This is a genomic window from Nocardiopsis sp. NPDC006938 (assembly GCF_042869555.1).
Classification (GTDB): Bacteria; Actinomycetota; Actinomycetes; order Streptosporangiales; family Streptosporangiaceae; genus Nocardiopsis.
Genome location: NZ_JBIAGA010000004.1, coordinates 35,233 through 49,199 on the forward strand (window position 1 = coordinate 35,233; position 13,967 = coordinate 49,199).

General features: G+C 72.6%; 12 protein-coding genes. 2 read left to right on the top strand and 10 right to left on the bottom strand.

The window, feature by feature from the left end:
• Positions 1-13: 13 nt before the first annotated feature.
• Complete coding sequence (locus ACFYL4_RS07625; RefSeq protein WP_387517239.1) at positions 14-859, top strand: transporter substrate-binding domain-containing protein; 846 nt, start codon at positions 14-16, stop codon at positions 857-859.
• 88 nt (positions 860-947) lie between these two features.
• On the opposite strand, the gene ACFYL4_RS07630 is transcribed toward ACFYL4_RS07625, so the two are convergent.
• The 6 genes from ACFYL4_RS07630 to ACFYL4_RS07655 all read right to left on the bottom strand — a co-directional run bounded on the left by ACFYL4_RS07630 (position 948) and on the right by ACFYL4_RS07655 (position 8,382).
• Positions 948-2,375: an acyl-CoA synthetase gene (locus ACFYL4_RS07630; protein WP_387517241.1), complete on the bottom strand. Its 1,428-nt coding sequence runs from the start codon at positions 2,373-2,375 to the stop codon at positions 948-950.
• A 187-nt stretch (positions 2,376-2,562) separates the two neighbouring features.
• A complete protein-coding gene (locus ACFYL4_RS07635) occupies positions 2,563-3,474 on the bottom strand; it encodes a shikimate dehydrogenase (RefSeq protein WP_357767825.1) in 912 nt (303 codons plus the stop codon).
• The gene (locus tag ACFYL4_RS07640) at positions 3,471-5,384 is read right to left on the bottom strand and encodes a TIM barrel protein (RefSeq protein WP_387517243.1); all 1,914 of its coding nucleotides are present in this window, start codon (positions 5,382-5,384) and stop codon (positions 3,471-3,473) included. Before ACFYL4_RS07640 ends, ACFYL4_RS07635 begins: the two co-directional genes overlap by 4 nt.
• A gap of 118 nt (positions 5,385-5,502) precedes the next feature.
• Positions 5,503-6,498 carry a DctP family TRAP transporter solute-binding subunit gene (locus tag ACFYL4_RS07645; RefSeq protein WP_387517245.1) on the bottom strand — a complete coding sequence of 332 codons (996 nt, stop codon included), beginning with the start codon at positions 6,496-6,498 and terminating at the stop codon, positions 5,503-5,505.
• Positions 6,499-6,571: 73 nt separating this feature from the next.
• Complete coding sequence (locus ACFYL4_RS07650) at positions 6,572-7,846, bottom strand: TRAP transporter large permease (RefSeq protein ID WP_387517247.1); 1,275 nt, start codon at positions 7,844-7,846, stop codon at positions 6,572-6,574.
• Positions 7,843-8,382 carry a TRAP transporter small permease subunit gene (locus tag ACFYL4_RS07655; protein WP_357767835.1) on the bottom strand — a complete coding sequence of 180 codons (540 nt, stop codon included), beginning with the start codon at positions 8,380-8,382 and terminating at the stop codon, positions 7,843-7,845. The genes ACFYL4_RS07650 and ACFYL4_RS07655 overlap by 4 nt, the downstream gene beginning before the upstream one ends.
• Before the next feature lie 152 nt (positions 8,383-8,534).
• Between ACFYL4_RS07655 and ACFYL4_RS07660 the strand changes: the two genes are divergently transcribed.
• Complete coding sequence (locus tag ACFYL4_RS07660; protein ID WP_357767839.1) at positions 8,535-9,536, top strand: LacI family DNA-binding transcriptional regulator; 1,002 nt, start codon at positions 8,535-8,537, stop codon at positions 9,534-9,536.
• Positions 9,537-9,677: 141 nt separating this feature from the next.
• Here ACFYL4_RS07660 and aztD read toward each other — a convergent pair whose 3' ends face one another.
• The 4 genes from aztD to aztB form a co-directional block, all read right to left on the bottom strand.
• Positions 9,678-10,865, bottom strand: coding sequence for a zinc metallochaperone AztD (gene aztD / locus ACFYL4_RS07665; protein WP_387517250.1), 1,188 nt, complete (start codon positions 10,863-10,865; stop codon positions 9,678-9,680).
• A gap of 78 nt (positions 10,866-10,943) precedes the next feature.
• Entirely contained in the window at positions 10,944-11,861 is a 918-nt protein-coding gene (gene aztC, locus ACFYL4_RS07670; RefSeq protein ID WP_357767844.1) for a zinc ABC transporter substrate-binding protein AztC, read from the bottom strand.
• Between the two features lie 5 nt (positions 11,862-11,866).
• The gene (locus ACFYL4_RS07675) at positions 11,867-13,051 is read right to left on the bottom strand and encodes an ABC transporter (protein WP_387517252.1); all 1,185 of its coding nucleotides are present in this window, start codon (positions 13,049-13,051) and stop codon (positions 11,867-11,869) included.
• On the bottom strand, positions 13,048-13,950 hold the full coding sequence (gene aztB / locus ACFYL4_RS07680; RefSeq protein ID WP_387517254.1) for a zinc ABC transporter permease AztB: 903 nt from the start codon (positions 13,948-13,950) through the stop codon (positions 13,048-13,050). The genes ACFYL4_RS07675 and aztB overlap by 4 nt, the downstream gene beginning before the upstream one ends.
• Positions 13,951-13,967 lie beyond the last annotated feature (17 nt).

The following is a 13,967-nucleotide window of genomic DNA, read 5'->3' on the forward strand; positions in this document are numbered from 1 at the left end:
GGGGAGTCCGCACGTGTCACCAGAGCCAGCCCAGTCGCGCCGCCTCCGTACCGCCGCCGTCGCGTTGACGGTGTCCCTGACCGCCGCGTGCTCGGGGACCGACCCCGACGGCTCGGCGCACCCGGACGTCGCCGACGCGGGGGAGAGCAGGCTCGACACAGTCCTGGAGCGCGGCTCGCTCCAGGTGTGCACGACCGGCGACTACCGGCCCTTCACCTTCCTGGAGGCCGACCCGGACGAGTTCACCGGCATCGACGTCGACATGGCGCGCGACCTCGCCGAGGACCTCGGTGTGGAGATCGAGTGGACCCGCACCACCTGGGACGACCTGATGGAGGACTTCCTCGCCGGGTGCGACGTCGCGGTCGGCGGCATCTCGATCAGCACCGAGCGCGCACGGCAGGCGTACTTCTCCGCGCCGCTCATGGAGGACGGCAAGACGCCGATCACCCTGTGCGAGAACGTCGACGACTACCGCACCATCGAGCAGATCAACCAGCCCGGGGTGCGCTCGATCATGCCCAGCGGGGGCACCAACCAGGTGTTCGCCGAGGAGCACTACCCGGACGGCGAGCTCCTCACGCACGACAACAACACCATCTTCGACGAGATCGTCGCGGGCCGCGCCGACGTGATGACGACCGACGCCTCCGAGGTGCTGTGGGTGGCCAACGAGTACGAGGAGCTGTGCGCGGTCAACCCCGAGGAGCCGTTCGACTTCTTCGAGAAGGCGTTCATGCTGCCCCGGGGCGACGACGTGTTCAAGCAGTACGTGGACCACTGGCTGACCATGGCGCTGAACGACGGCACCTACGACCGGATCGTCGAGCCGTGGTTCGGTGAGGACGTGCGGCTCTGAGCCGGGCCCGGGCCCCGGGTGAAACCCCTGGGGCCCGGACGCTGTCGGGCGGTTCGCGCGGGCACCGCCCCGGCCGCGGTCAGCGGCCTCAGCGGCCGAGCTCCCGTTTGAGGACCTTGCCCATGTCGTTGCGGGGCAGCGCCTCCACCAGGCGCAGGCGGCGGGGGCGCTTGTGCGGCGCCAACCGCGCGCCGACCAGGTCCGCGAGCTCCGCCAGGGTCGGCGGGACCGGTCCGGCCACCACCACCCACGCGACCACGCGCTCGCCCAGGTCCGGGTCGGGCTCGCCGGTCACGGCCGCCTCGGCCACCCCGGGGTGCGTCAGCAGCGCGTTCTCGACCTCTCCGGCACCGATCTTGTATCCGCCGCTCTTGATGAGGTCGGTGCTGGCGCGGCCGACCAGCCGGACGCGTCCGCGCGTGTCGCGCACGGCCATGTCCCCGGAGCGGAACCAGTCGCCGTCCATCGCCTCGTTGGTGGCGTCGGGCCGGTTGAGGTACCCGCAGAACAGGTTCGGTCCGCGGACCTGGACCTCGCCGATCTCCTCCGAGCCGGGAGGTAGCTCCGCGCCCGTGTCGTCGACCAGACGCAGGTCCACGCCGTCCAGCGGCGGGCCCACGGTGCCGGTGCCGCCGGAGTCGTCCGGGCGGACGCTGGTGTTCATGAGGGTCTCGGTCATGCCGTAGCGCTCGATCACCCGGCGCCCGGTGGCGGCGGTCAGCCGTTCGTGGTCGGGCAGCGGTAGCGGGGCCGAGCCGGACACCAGCAGTCGGGCCCCGGCCAGCGCCGCGACCAGGGCGGGGTCGTCCTCGACGGCCGAGGCGAGCCGGTGGTACATGGTGGGGACGCCGAAGAGCATGGTCGCGCCCGCCTCCAGGGCCCGGATGAGCGCGCGGACCTCGAACCGGCCCAGGTGGACCAGGTGGGCGCCCAGGTACAGGGGCCCGAGGACGCCCAGGACGAGTCCGTGCACGTGGAACAGGGGCAGGGCGTGCACCAGGACGTCCTCGTCGGTCCACTCCCAGGTCGTGGCCAGGGAGTCCAGCGTGGCGGCCACGGCGCGCCGTGAGAGCAGCACGCCCTTGGGAGGGCCCGTGGTACCGGAGGTGTAGACGACCAGGGCGGTGGCCTCGGGGTCCACCTCGCGTGAGAACGGGGGCGCCTCCGGGGCGGGGGAGGCGTCCACGTCCAGACGGGGGAGCGCGCCCACGGCGGCGGGCAGGGCGTCGTCGGGCGCGCACAGCACGAGCACGGGGACGCTGTCGTCGAGTACGTGCCGCAGCTCCGCTTCGCCGGAACGCGGGTTGAGCGGGACGACCGCGACCCCGGCCAGGAGCGCGGCGGTGACCGCCACACAGGTTTCGAGTGTGGGGGTCGCCCACACCGCCACCCGCCCCTCGCGGGGGAGCGCGGCCGCCACCAGGGAGGCCGCGCCGGACAGCTCCGGGTAGGACAGCGTACGTTCGCCGAAGGTCAGGGCCGCGACGGCGTCGGGCTCGGTGACGTGGGGGAGCACGGGGGCTCCTTTCCGGGAGGTGGGGTCCGGGGCGCGGACACCGGTGGGCACGAGCCTACGCGCGAACCCCTCGCCGTCCTCCGGCCCCGGCCGCCGCGTGGCCGAGGTGAGGCCCGGATCGGCTCGCGGACCGGTACGGTCGACGGGGCGCCCGGGACTCCCGCGCACCCCGTCGACCGTACGGTGCTCAGCCCCGAGCGGAGGCGGCGAAGTGCGCCACCATCCGGTCGTGGTCCGGAACCAGCCCCGTGATCAGCTCCAACGCCTGGGCGGCCTGGAACACCGCCATGCCGCCGCCGTCCAGGGTGGCGCACCCGATCCTCTGGGCCTCGGCGAGCAGCGCGGTGCGCAACGGACGGTAGACCACGTCGGCCACCCACAGGTGGGGTCGCAGGATCTCCGGGGCCACCGGCGGGTCCGGGTGGTGGGCCATCCCCGCCGGGGTGGCGTTCACCAGCCCGTCGGCCCCGCCGAGGAGCCCGGGTACCTCCGGGGGAGGCACCGCCCGGCACCGACGCCCCGGAAAGCGGGCCGAGAGGTCACCGGTGAGGCCGCTCGCCCGGTCGTGGTCGGTGTCCACCACCGCCAGGTCCCGCACCCCGGCGGTCATCAGGGCGTGGGCGACCGCCGCGCCCGCTCCGCCCGCGCCCAGCAGGACCACGCTGTTCCGGGGCGCGGCGGGCAGTCCCAGGTCCAGGGAGCGCGCGAACGCCGACCAGTCCGTGTTGTGCCCGACCGAACGAGCGCCGTCGAACACCACCGTGTTCACCGCGCCGAGCGCCGCCGCGTCGGGGGTGAGCTCGTCCAGGTGGGGGAGGACGAGCTGCTTGCAGGGGTGGGTGATGTTCAGTCCGTCGAAACCGTAGCGGGGGGCCGAGCGGACCAGTTCACCGACCGACGACGCGGGCAGGTCCCAGGTGTCGAGGTCGATCCGGCGGTAGACCAGGCGGCGACCGAGCGCGGCGGCCTCCGTCTCGTGCATGGCCGGTGTCAGGGAGGGGCCGATCCCGGAACCGATCAGTCCCACGAGGAAGGAGGGGGAGTCGGAGGCGGGGGCCGGAGGCCGCGCGTCCCCGTCGTCACTCGTCGGGCCCCTCACGTGTGCTGCTCCGAACGGTGCCCGGCGCGGTGCGCCGCCATCCGCACCGGGGTGTTGGCCGCCCCGTACCCCTCATAACCGTTCACGCGCTGCACGACCTCGAAGAACAGTCGGCCGCCCAGCAGGGGCGTGTAGAGGTGCCAGAACTCGCCCGCGCCGTCGCTGTCGTGGAGGATGCCCAGGTCGCGCATGAGGGCGATCCGGGCCGGGGACAGATCCGTCCTCGCGGCGAGGTCGTCGTAGTGGTTGTCGGGGACCCGGATCGGGGGCTCTCCGGCGGCGACCATCGCGCGGGCGACGGCGACGATGTCGTCACAGGCCAGGGCGATGTGCTGGGACCCTCCTGCGGCGTCGGCCCGGGGGCCCCGTCCCAGGACGGACACGTTCAGCGCGATGCGCGGACCCGAGCCCGGGTCCGGCCGCGTCAGGACACGGCTCCGGACCAGCCCGTCGGGAGAGGAGAGGTCGGTGTTCTCCGACGGGGAGAGCTCGAACAGGGTCCGGTAGAACAGGGAGGCCTCGTCGAAGTGGTCGAAGGGCTGGTGCAGCCCGACGTGGTCGACACCGGTGACCGGGGTCGGGGCCCCGTCGGTCCGGTGGTCCACCGCAGGTGCCGAGAAGTCCCGCGTCCAGTCCGGCGCGTCGGGCCTCTCGGGGGCGCAGAGGAAAACGGCGGTGCCGTCGGGGGCGGCGACCGCGTGCATCCGTGCCTCCGAGGGGTCGCGGCGGCGGGACAGGGCCGGGGCCGAGAGCGCCTCCGCCCTGGCCGCGGCACGCGCCGGGTCGGAGACCTCGACACCCAGCGCGGTCACGGCCGCGTCCCCGGTCCAGGTGTGTCCCAGCCGGGGGTCGGCGGAGTTGAGCAGGACGCGGGTGCGCCCGTGCTCCCAGAGTTCGACGGGTTTGGACCGGTGGTCGCGGGTGTGCGCGAACCCCAGCGCCGACAGCACCGAGCGGGCGCGCCCCGCGACGGGGTCGGCGGCCGCGACCTCGACGAACGCCAGGTTCCGGGGTGGTACCGGGTCGGGAAGCCGGTTCAGGTGCACGGAGGCGTCCGTGCTCCGGTCCCGGGGGTGTCCCGCGTCCTCGGACTCCCGAGCCCGGGCGAGCGCGTCCTCCAGGGCGGTCAGCGAGCGCAGGGCGTCCGCCGCCGTCCGGTCCGGGTCGGAGGCGCGGAAGACGTCGTTGAACACCTCCAGGGACAGCGGCCCCCGGTACCCGGCGGCGATCACGTGACCGGTGAACTCCGTCAGGTCGAAGCCGCCCTGCCCGGGGAAGCAGCGGTGGTGGCGGCTCCACTGGAGCACGTCCATGTCCATGCGCGGAGCGTCGGCCAGCTGGAGGAAGAGGATCTTCTCGGCGGGGATGTCCCGGATGCCCGAGGGGTCGTCACCCCTGGAGAGGATGTGGAAGCTGTCCAGGCACAGGCCGAGCGAGGGGTGGTCGGCGGCTTCGACGATCCGCCAGGAGTGCGCGTAGGTCGAGACACGGCGTCCCCAGGCGAGTGCCTCGTAGGCGACGCGCACCCCGTAGGGCTCGGCGGTCTCGGCCAGGGAACGCAGCTGGGCCGCGGCCAGGGCGTCGTCGTCGAGGGCCGAGGCCGTCGCGTTGGAACAGACGAGCAGGGTGTCCACCCCGAGTTCGACCATGAGCGCGAACTTGGTCTCGGCCCGCCGCAGGTTGGCCGCCCACCGTGTGTCGTCCACGCCCTCGAAGTCGCGGAAGGGCTGGTAGAGGTCGATGGTCAGGCCGAGCTCCCTGGCCAGGGCGCGGATCTCGCGCGGGGCCAGGGGCGAGGAGAGGAGGTCGTTCTCGAAGATCTCCACGCCGTCGAAGCCGACCCGGGCGGCCGCGTTCAGTTTCTCTTCCAGGGTTCCGCTGAGGGAGACCGTGGCGATGGATCGCCGCATGTCCTTCAGGCTCCGTTTCCGTGCTCGGGGAGGGCGGGTTCACGCCGGACCGTTGCCGACCCGGTGGGGGATGCAAGGGGGCGGGGCCGGTGGTGTTCGGGTACCAACCGGCCCCGGGTCAGGCGGACTCGCGGAAGGCCTCGTACAGCTCCAGTTCCTCGCCCTCCAGCGTGGACAGGAAGTGCTCGTGGGCCCGGGCGCGGAAGGCCTCCACGTCCACGTCGTCGACGACCTCCATGGCTCCGTCGGCCTCCCACACGGAGAGGACCTCCGCCTCCGCCTCCTCGATGCAGGCGCGGTTCTCCTCACGCACCTGGCTGACCGCCTCCTGGAGCACCTCCTGCTGTGTTTCGGAGAGCCGTTCCCAGGTCTGTCCGGAGACCACGATCATCTGGGAGCCGATCTGGTGCCCGGAGAGGCTGAGGTGGGACTGCACCTCGGAGTAGTTGTCGGCGTCCACGGTCGCGATCGGGTTCTCCTGGCCGTCCACGGTCCCCTGCTGGAGCGCCATGTAGACCTCCTCGAAGGCGACCGTCGTGGGGGAGGCTCCCATGGCCTCGGCGTTGGCGAGGTAGATGGGGGAGTCGGGGAACCGCATCCGCAGGCCGGAGAGGTCGGCGGGCGTGCGGATCGGCTGGTTGGCGGTGAAGTGTCGGTCCCCGAAGTACCAGACGTCGAGGATCTTCGCCCCGGTGGCCTCCTCGAAACCCTGCTTCACGGCTTCGGCGGCCTCGGAGTCGAAGAAGGAGAACATGTGGTCGGCGTCGTCGAAGGCGTACGCGGCGTCGAAGACACCGATCGGCTGGTGGGCGGAGCCCAGGGCCGCCGAGCCCTGCACGTCCATGTCGATGTCGCCGGACATCACCGACGCGAAGGTCTCGGTGTTGTCCCCCAGCTGACTGCCGGGGAAGGTGTCCACACGGAACCCGGCGTCGGCCTCCTCGACGTGTGCTGCCACCAGGTCGATGCCGCATCGGGTGTGCGGGTGTTCGTCGGTGTAGCTGTTGGAGAAGGTGAGGACGGGGCCGTCGGTGTCGTCGCCGCCCGTGCCGCAGGCGGTGAGGAGCAGCGCGGCCGCTGGCAGGAGCGCGGCGGCGCGGAGGCCGGTGTTCATGGTGGGGCCTTTCGGTGGGGCGAGGGGAGAGGGTGTGGTCGGGGGACGGGGGCGCCGTCCGGGGGACGGCGCCCTACAGGCCGAGTCGGCCGGGGAGGAACAGGACGAGCTCGGGCGCCACGGTGAGCAGGCCGAGGACCGCCAGGAGCGGGATCAGGAACGGCGCGGTGCCGCGGAACACCTCGTGCATGGGTGTCCGGGTGGCCGATCCCAGGACGAACAGCACGCCGCCGATGGGCGGGGTGAGCAGGCCGATCATCAGGTTCACGATGGCGATCACCCCGAAGTGGACCGGGTCGACGCCGAACTGCACGGCGATGGGCAGGAGCACGGGCACCGTGATGACCAGGGCCGCGATGGGCTCCAGGATGGTGCCGATGAGGATCAGCGCCACGTTCACCAGCAGCAGGAACACGACGGGGTTGTCGGTGAAACCGAGCAGGAACGCGGCGATCTCCTGCGGGACCCGCTCACGGGCCAGGACCCAGCCCAGCAGCCCCGAGGCGGCCAGGATGAGGGTGATGGACGCCGCCGTGGTGATGGTCTCCACCGCGATGCCCCACAGCGAGCGCAGGGTGAGGCGCCGGTAGCAGAACCCGAGGACGAGGACGTAGGCGACGCCGACGGCGGCCGCCTCGGTCGGGGTGAACAGGCCGCTGAGGATGCCGCCGAGGAGCAGGGCCGGCGCCCCCAGGGGGCCGATGACGCGCAGGGCCGCGGAGCGGAACTCCCCGGGTGCCGAGCGCCGTCCGGCGAGCTGGGGCTGTCTGCGGCTCCAGACGAACACGTACAGCGCCAGTCCGCCCGCGATGAGCACCGCCGGGACGACCGCGGCGGCGAACAGGGCGGCGGTGGAGACCGCGGCCACCGAGGCGTAGACGATGGCGGGGATGCTCGGCGGCATCACCGGGCTGATGAGGCTGGAGGAGGCGGTCAGCCCCAGGGCGAAACGCCGGGGGTAGCCCCGGCTGGTCATGGCCGGGACGAGCATCTTGCCCATGCCCGCGACGTCGGCCAGGGCGGTGCCGCTGATCCACGAGAAGCCGACGCTGACGCCGATGTTCACGTAGCCCAGGCTGGCGCGCACCCGGCCGAACAGCACCTGGGCGAAGGCGAAGATGCGGTCCGCGATCCCCGTGTGGTTGGCGACCACCCCGAGTAGGACGAACAGGGGGACGGCGAGCAGCGGGAAGCTGTTGACCTCCTGGGCCGCGGTGCGCAGGCTCAGCCCGGTCGACTGGTCCGTGACGAGCATGTAGAGCAGGGTCGGACCGAGGATCGCGAAGGCCACGGGGACCCGGAGCAGCAGGAGGACGAGAATCCCGGTGACGATCAGTGCCGCGCTCATTCGACACGCTCCCCGGGGGAGGACTCCAGGGCGGGAGGCGCGGGGAGGAGGGTGTTGGCCAGTGCGCGCAGCGCGGCCAGGGAGAGTCCGATCATGGGGATGACGTAGGTCCAGGACAGGGGGATGTCGAGGGCGGGAGTGGACTGCGGCGAGCCGCCGAAGACCAGCGAGGCCGCTTCGAGCACGAACCCGAAGGAGACCGCCGCGACGACGACGTTGGCCAGGACCCACACCCCGCGCAGGACCCGACCGCGGGCGACGTGGTCGACGAGCTTCAGGGTGATGTGCTCGTCGCGGCCCACCAGGTATCCGACCAGGGAGAAGGTCAGCCACACCAGGCCGAACCGGGCGAGTTCGCCGGTCCAGACCCAGCCCGCGACCGGCAGGTGGCGCTGGGTCGCCTGGACCAGCATCAGGGCGAAGACGAGGGTGAGCAGCAGGGCGCCGACGGCGAGTTCGGCCCTTTCCAGGCAGCGGACCACCCTCCGTGCGGGACTCGGGGGCCCGGTGTCGTTCGGGTCGGGGGGTTGGGTCATCCCAGTCGCTCCAGTCGGGAGGACACGGCTTTGCGCAGATCAGCGAGCCGTGGACATGGTGGTTGTCACACTTTTGTGAACTCTAGGTTTCCGTTCACAGCAATGGCAAGCGATTGCCAAAAGTTGTCACAACCCGGTAGGAAGGGGGCGAGATGAACACTCCGAGGCGCACCACCATCTACGACGTCGCGGCCGAGGCGGGGGTGGCCCCCTCCACGGTCTCCCGGACCTTCGGCAACCCCCGCAGGGTGAACGCGACCACGCGCGAGCACGTCCTGCGGGTCGCCGAACGGCTCGGTTACCGGCCCAGCCCCCTGGCCACGGCCCTACAGTCCGGGCACAAGGCGACCATCGCGATGTTGGTCCCCGACATCACCAACCCGCACTTCTTCGGGACGATCCGCGGCGCGGAACGCCGCGCGAGCGAGGCTGGGGTTACCTTCATCCTCGGCAACACCGAGGAGTCGGCCGCCAACGAACGCAACCAGATCGAACGACTGGACCACTCGGTGGACGGCTTCGTGCTGGCGGCCAGCCGCATGAGCGACGAGACGACCGTGGGGATCGCCCAGAGCCACAACCTGGCGCTGGTCAACCGCGAGGTCGACGGCCTCCCCGGCGTGGTCGTCGACAGCGGCCCGGGCAGCTGGCAGATCGTCGAGCACCTGGCCTCGCTCGGGCACAGGTCCGTCGTCTACCTCTCCGGCCCGCACCAGTCCTGGCTCGCCAACGAGCGCTGGAAGGCGCTCAGGTCGGCCGCCGAACGGCGCGGGATCACCATCGCCCGCCTCGGCCCGTTCCCGCCCAAGGTCAGCGGTGGGGGCGCCGCGGCCGACGCCGCCCTCGTGTCCGGGGCGACCGCGCTGGTGGCCCACAACGACCTGCTCGCGATCGGTGTCCTGCGCCGCCTCGCCGAACGCGGCGTCGGGGTCCCCGGCCGGGTGAGCGTGGTCGGATACGACGACATCTTCGGTGCCGACCTCTGCGTACCCGCCCTGACCACCCTGGCGGGCCCCGAGGACGAGGCGGGCCGGGTGGCGGTCGAACTCCTGCTCCGGAAGGGCTCGCTCTCCACGGCGCACCCCGCCCCGCAGAGGGTGGTGCTGCCCGCGCATCTGGTGATCCGCGACTCCACGGGACCGGCGGCGCCCTGAGGCCCTGGCCGGAGGCTGGGGCCGACCGCCCCGTCCCATCACGGAGGCGGGGGACGGGGAACGGCCCGGGCGCCCGCGCGTTCGCGCCTGGGCACCCGAGCCGTGGCCATCCGTCCGCCGGGCGGCGGAGCCGAACGATCGCTAGTGGGCGACGCCGCTCAGCTCGTTGGGGGCCTCGTCCAGCGTCACCGAGCCGGTGACCTCACCGGAGGCCAGGTCCACCGCGTGCACCTCGCTGGTGGACGGGTCGCTCACGTAGGCGGTGCCCCCGCGCACGAACAGCGCGGGCCGGGGGTCCTGCCACTCCACGGGCTCCTCCCAGGAGTCCATCAGCTCGATGCTGCGGGTGAGCTCGCCCGAGTCGGGGTCGATCTCGTGCAGCGCGCCGTCGGTGCCCAGCACCAGGGCCTCACCGGCCGGTCCCCGGCCCAGGGAACGGAAGGTGTAGCTGGAGGGCAGGTCGACCAGTTCCAGGTCGCCCCCGGCGGTGTCGACCAGGGCGACGCGCTCGGGGCGCTCCAGTTCGGCGTCGGGGTCGCTCTTGTAGTCGCCCAGGATGACCGGCGAGGCGTCCGAACCGGCCTGGTTGCCGATCCGCCCGTAGTCGTCCGGGCTCGTGACCTTGGTGAACGCGCCGTCCTGGTAGATCAGCGCGCCGTCCTGGCATCCGATGGCCACGGCTCCGCCCTGGGCCGCGCTCTCTCCGTGCACGCCCGGGCAGTCCTCGCTGCGGGCGATCTCCTCCCCGTCGGCGTCCAGGACCAGCGCGCCGACACGCTCCTCCTCGTTGCCGAGGGTGAGCAGCATCTCGCCGTTCTCCAGCTCGACCGCCACCCCGTGGTGCGCCTCCTCGGTGGTGTGGACGTCGGTCTCCTCGGGCAGGCCCGAGCCCAGTGCGTCGGTGTCGAAGGCGGTGACCTCTCCGGTGCCGTCGGCGAACAGGACGGTCCGGCCGCCGTGGCGCACCACGTGGCCGGGGGTGTCGGCCTCGAAGAGGGTGTCGGTGAGTTCGGCCCCGGCGGCGTCCAGGACCTGGAAGCCCTCCGACGTGGAGACGAACACGTGCCGGTCGTCCCCGGCGGGATTGATCCGGTTGAAGCCCTCCAGGGGGAGGTCGGCGACCACCTCCAGGGTCTGGCCGTCCAGGACGTACAGGCCGCCGTCGTAGGTGGTGACGAGGGGCTCCGTGGCCACGGTCTCGGCTGTGGCCTCCTCCTCGTCGGCGCCCGCGGCGCCGTCGTCGGTTCCGGTTCCGCAGGCGGTCAGGAGGAGACCGGCGGAGAGCAGGGCGGGCAGGGCCGCCGCGCGGATGGTGCGGTTCGAACGCATGCTTCTTCTCTCTCAGGGATGGGTGGTGCGGGGGGTCGGGGGGCGGGATCGAAGGGGCGGGGCCCAGTGGGGCGGGACTCAGTCGTCCCGGAGCCCGGCGGTGATCGCCTCGGTGTTGGCGCGCATCATCTCCAGGTAGGTTTCGGCGCCGCCGCCCTCCGCGCTCAGGGACTCGGTGAAGAGCGGGACCACCTCGATCTCCACCCCGGCCTCCTCGGCCATCACGGTGGCCAGCCGGTCGGGCTGGGAGGAGTCCGCGAAGACGGCGGCGACGCCCGCCTCCGCGACGGCGTCGGAGAGGTCCTTGAGGTCGGAGGTGCTGGGCGAGGCCAGGGTGGTCCCGCTGGGGATCACGGCGCCGATCACCTCGAAGTCGTAGCGGTCGGCGAGGTAGCCGAAGACGTGGTGGTTGGTGACGAGCCTGCGGTTCTCGGCGGGCAGGGCGGCGAACTCCTCGCCCATCCACGCGTCGAGCTCGTCCAGCTCGGCCGCGTAGGTCTCGGCGTTGGCCCGCACGGTGTCCGCGTCGACCCCGTCGACCTCCTCGATGACCCGTTCGGTGATCAGGTCGACGGCCGTGAGGACCCGTGCCGGGTCGGTCCAAAAGTGTGGGTCGGGCTCGCCCTCGCTCTCGTCGGAGGTGTAGGGCAGCGGGTCGACGCCCGAGCCGACCTCCAGGGCGGGCACCCCCGCCTCCTCGGCGGCCGCCACGTTGCGGGCGACACCCTCCTCCAGGCCGAGGCCGTTGTGGACCACCAGGTCGGCGTTCTCCAGGGTCGCGGCCTCGCGGGCCGAGATCGCGAAGGAGTGCGGGTCGGTGTCGGGCGGCATCAGCACGGTGACCGGGACCTGGTCACCGACGATCCGCGCGGTGACGTCGCCGAGGATGTTGGTGGTCACCACGATCCCGGTACCGGCCTCCTCCGGGGAACAGGAGACCACCATGAGGGTGAGGGAGGCGGCGGCGAGTGCGGCGAGGGGGCGTCGGGGCAGCATGGTGGTCACCGTCCGGTCTGGATCATCAGGTGCGGCGCGATCCCCGGTTCGAGGGTGCGGGCCACACGGAGGTCGTCGGCGTAGTCGATCTCGTGGACGACCCCGGCGCCGGGGTCGCTGACGTAGGCGCGGGAGGTGTCGGCCGCGAGTGTGGGCGGGTGCTCGGGGTCCACCGTGTCCAGCAGGGCGGTGGCGGCCTCCTCCTCGCCGGTTCGCGGGTCGAGCGCGCGCAGGGTTCCGTCGTCGGCCAGGGCCAGGACCGGTCCCTCCTCGCCGGTCGTCGTCGCGGCGACGGTGCCGGGCTGGTCGTGGGCCCGCCACTCGGGGACGGCCAGGTCCAGGACCCACAGGGTGTCGTCGTCGGGAAGCGCGGCCAGGACGGCGGACCCGGAACGGTGGAGGAAGGGGCCGCCGCGTCCCTCACCCGGGTGGGGGAGGGTCGAGGCGGTCAGGTCGCCGTCCTCCTCGGTGACGTGGAGGGTCCCCTCCGAGCAGCCGACCACCAGGCCCCGGCGGGTGAGGGCGGCACCGTCGGGGTCGGTGCAGGTCGCGCCCGGGTCGGCCTGGGGTTCGCCGTCGCGGTCGAGCGCACGGACGGTCCCGTCGGCGTCCACGGCGACCAGCGCCCCCTGGTAGGGCAGGACGGTGGTCCCCTCGTCGACACGGACGCCCGCGGTGGCGACCGTCCCGTCCTCCAGCTCCGCCCTCTCCAGCAGCAGTGACGCGCCCCGGCCAGTGGTGACCGAGGTGAGCGCGGTGTCGGTGACCACGTGCGCGGGGTCGGACAGGTCCAGGGCCCCGACGTCTCCGGAGGCGGTCCGGTAGTAGTGGTTGTGGTCTCCGTGGTCCACGGTCCACACCCCGCTGTCGAAGACCTCGGTGGTCCCTTCGTCGGATGAGCTCAGGTAGGCGAAGCGGCCGTCGCCCATGACGCCGTCCACTCCCGGAACCTCGCCCAGCTCCGTGACCTCCTCGGTGATCAGGTCGAGGAGTCGCACCCGGCCGGTGTCGGTGTCGGCCACGACCAACCGGAGCTGTGGCTCGGCCGCTTCCTCGGCTCCCTCGACGTACCCGTGGGGCGTCTCCTCCTCGGGCTCGGGTTCGGCGGCGGTGCCGCCGCCGGAGCAGCCGGCCAGCAGGGTGATCAGGGTGGCCGCTCCCAGGGCGGCGGTGCGGTGTCGGCGGGTCACGGTGTCACCGTTCCTTCCAGGGTGGTGATCGGGGTCGCGTGGTCGGCGGGGCACGCGTCGGTCGGTGGGCGTCGTCCGGCGAACCCGCGTGAGCGCAGCCCGGAGGCCAGGGCCGAGACGAAGAAGAACGCCACGGCCGTGGCCGCGATGGTCGCCCCGGCGGCGGTTTCCCAGTGCCAGGAGACGAGCAGGCCGACGTAGGTGGCGGCGCCGCCCAGCAGGGCGGCGGTGAGCATGATCCCCGGGATGCTGCGGGCCCACAGCAGCGCCGCCGCGGGCGGGGCGATGAGCAGTCCGAACACCAGGAGCGTGCCGACCACGTGGAACGACGCGACGACGGCGAGGGTGACCAGGCCCAGCAGCGCGGCGTGTGCCACACGCGGCGCCAGCCCCAGGGTGTGCGCCTTGCGGGGGTCGAAGGCCAGGGCGACGAACGCCCGGTGCCCGACGGCCGCGACCACCAGCGCGGCCGCGAGGGAGAGCCCCAGGTGGAGCAGGTCGCGTTCGCGCACGGCGAGGACGTCACCGAAGAGGAAGGCGGTGAGGTCGACGGCGAAGGACGCCGAGTGCGACACCAGGATCACGCCCACCGAGAGCATGCCCACGAACAGCAGCCCGATGCTGGTGTCCTGCGACAGCCGGGGGGAGCGGCTCAGGGCCGTGACTCCGGCGGCCATGGCCCCGGCCGCCAGGGCGGCGCCCACGAACAGGCTCTGTCCGAACAGTGCGGCCAGGGCGACCCCGGGCAGCATGCCGTGCGACATCGCGTCCCCGAGGAAGGCCATGCCCCGCAGGACCACCCAGGTGCCGGCGATGGCGCAGACGGCCGAGACCAGCAGCCCCGCCCAGAGCGCACGCTGGACGAACGTGACCCCGAAGGGTTCGATCAGTGCTTCCATGATGGGACACTCTATAA

Excerpts from the sequence above, each read along its gene's own strand:
- ACFYL4_RS07650 (WP_387517247.1), bottom strand. The coding sequence starts at position 7,846 with ATGAGCGCGGCACTGATCGTCACCGGGATTCTCGTCCTCCTGCTGCTC.
- ACFYL4_RS07645 (WP_387517245.1), bottom strand. The coding sequence starts at position 6,498 with ATGAACACCGGCCTCCGCGCCGCCGCGCTCCTGCCAGCGGCCGCGCTG.
- aztC (WP_357767844.1), bottom strand. The coding sequence starts at position 11,861 with ATGCTGCCCCGACGCCCCCTCGCCGCACTCGCCGCCGCCTCCCTCACC.
- aztD (WP_387517250.1), bottom strand. The coding sequence starts at position 10,865 with ATGCGTTCGAACCGCACCATCCGCGCGGCGGCCCTGCCCGCCCTGCTC.
- ACFYL4_RS07655 (WP_357767835.1), bottom strand. The coding sequence starts at position 8,382 with ATGACCCAACCCCCCGACCCGAACGACACCGGGCCCCCGAGTCCCGCA.
- ACFYL4_RS07640 (WP_387517243.1), bottom strand. The coding sequence starts at position 5,384 with ATGCGGCGATCCATCGCCACGGTCTCCCTCAGCGGAACCCTGGAAGAG.
- ACFYL4_RS07660 (WP_357767839.1), top strand. The coding sequence starts at position 8,535 with ATGAACACTCCGAGGCGCACCACCATCTACGACGTCGCGGCCGAGGCG.
- aztB (WP_387517254.1), bottom strand. The coding sequence starts at position 13,950 with ATGGAAGCACTGATCGAACCCTTCGGGGTCACGTTCGTCCAGCGTGCG.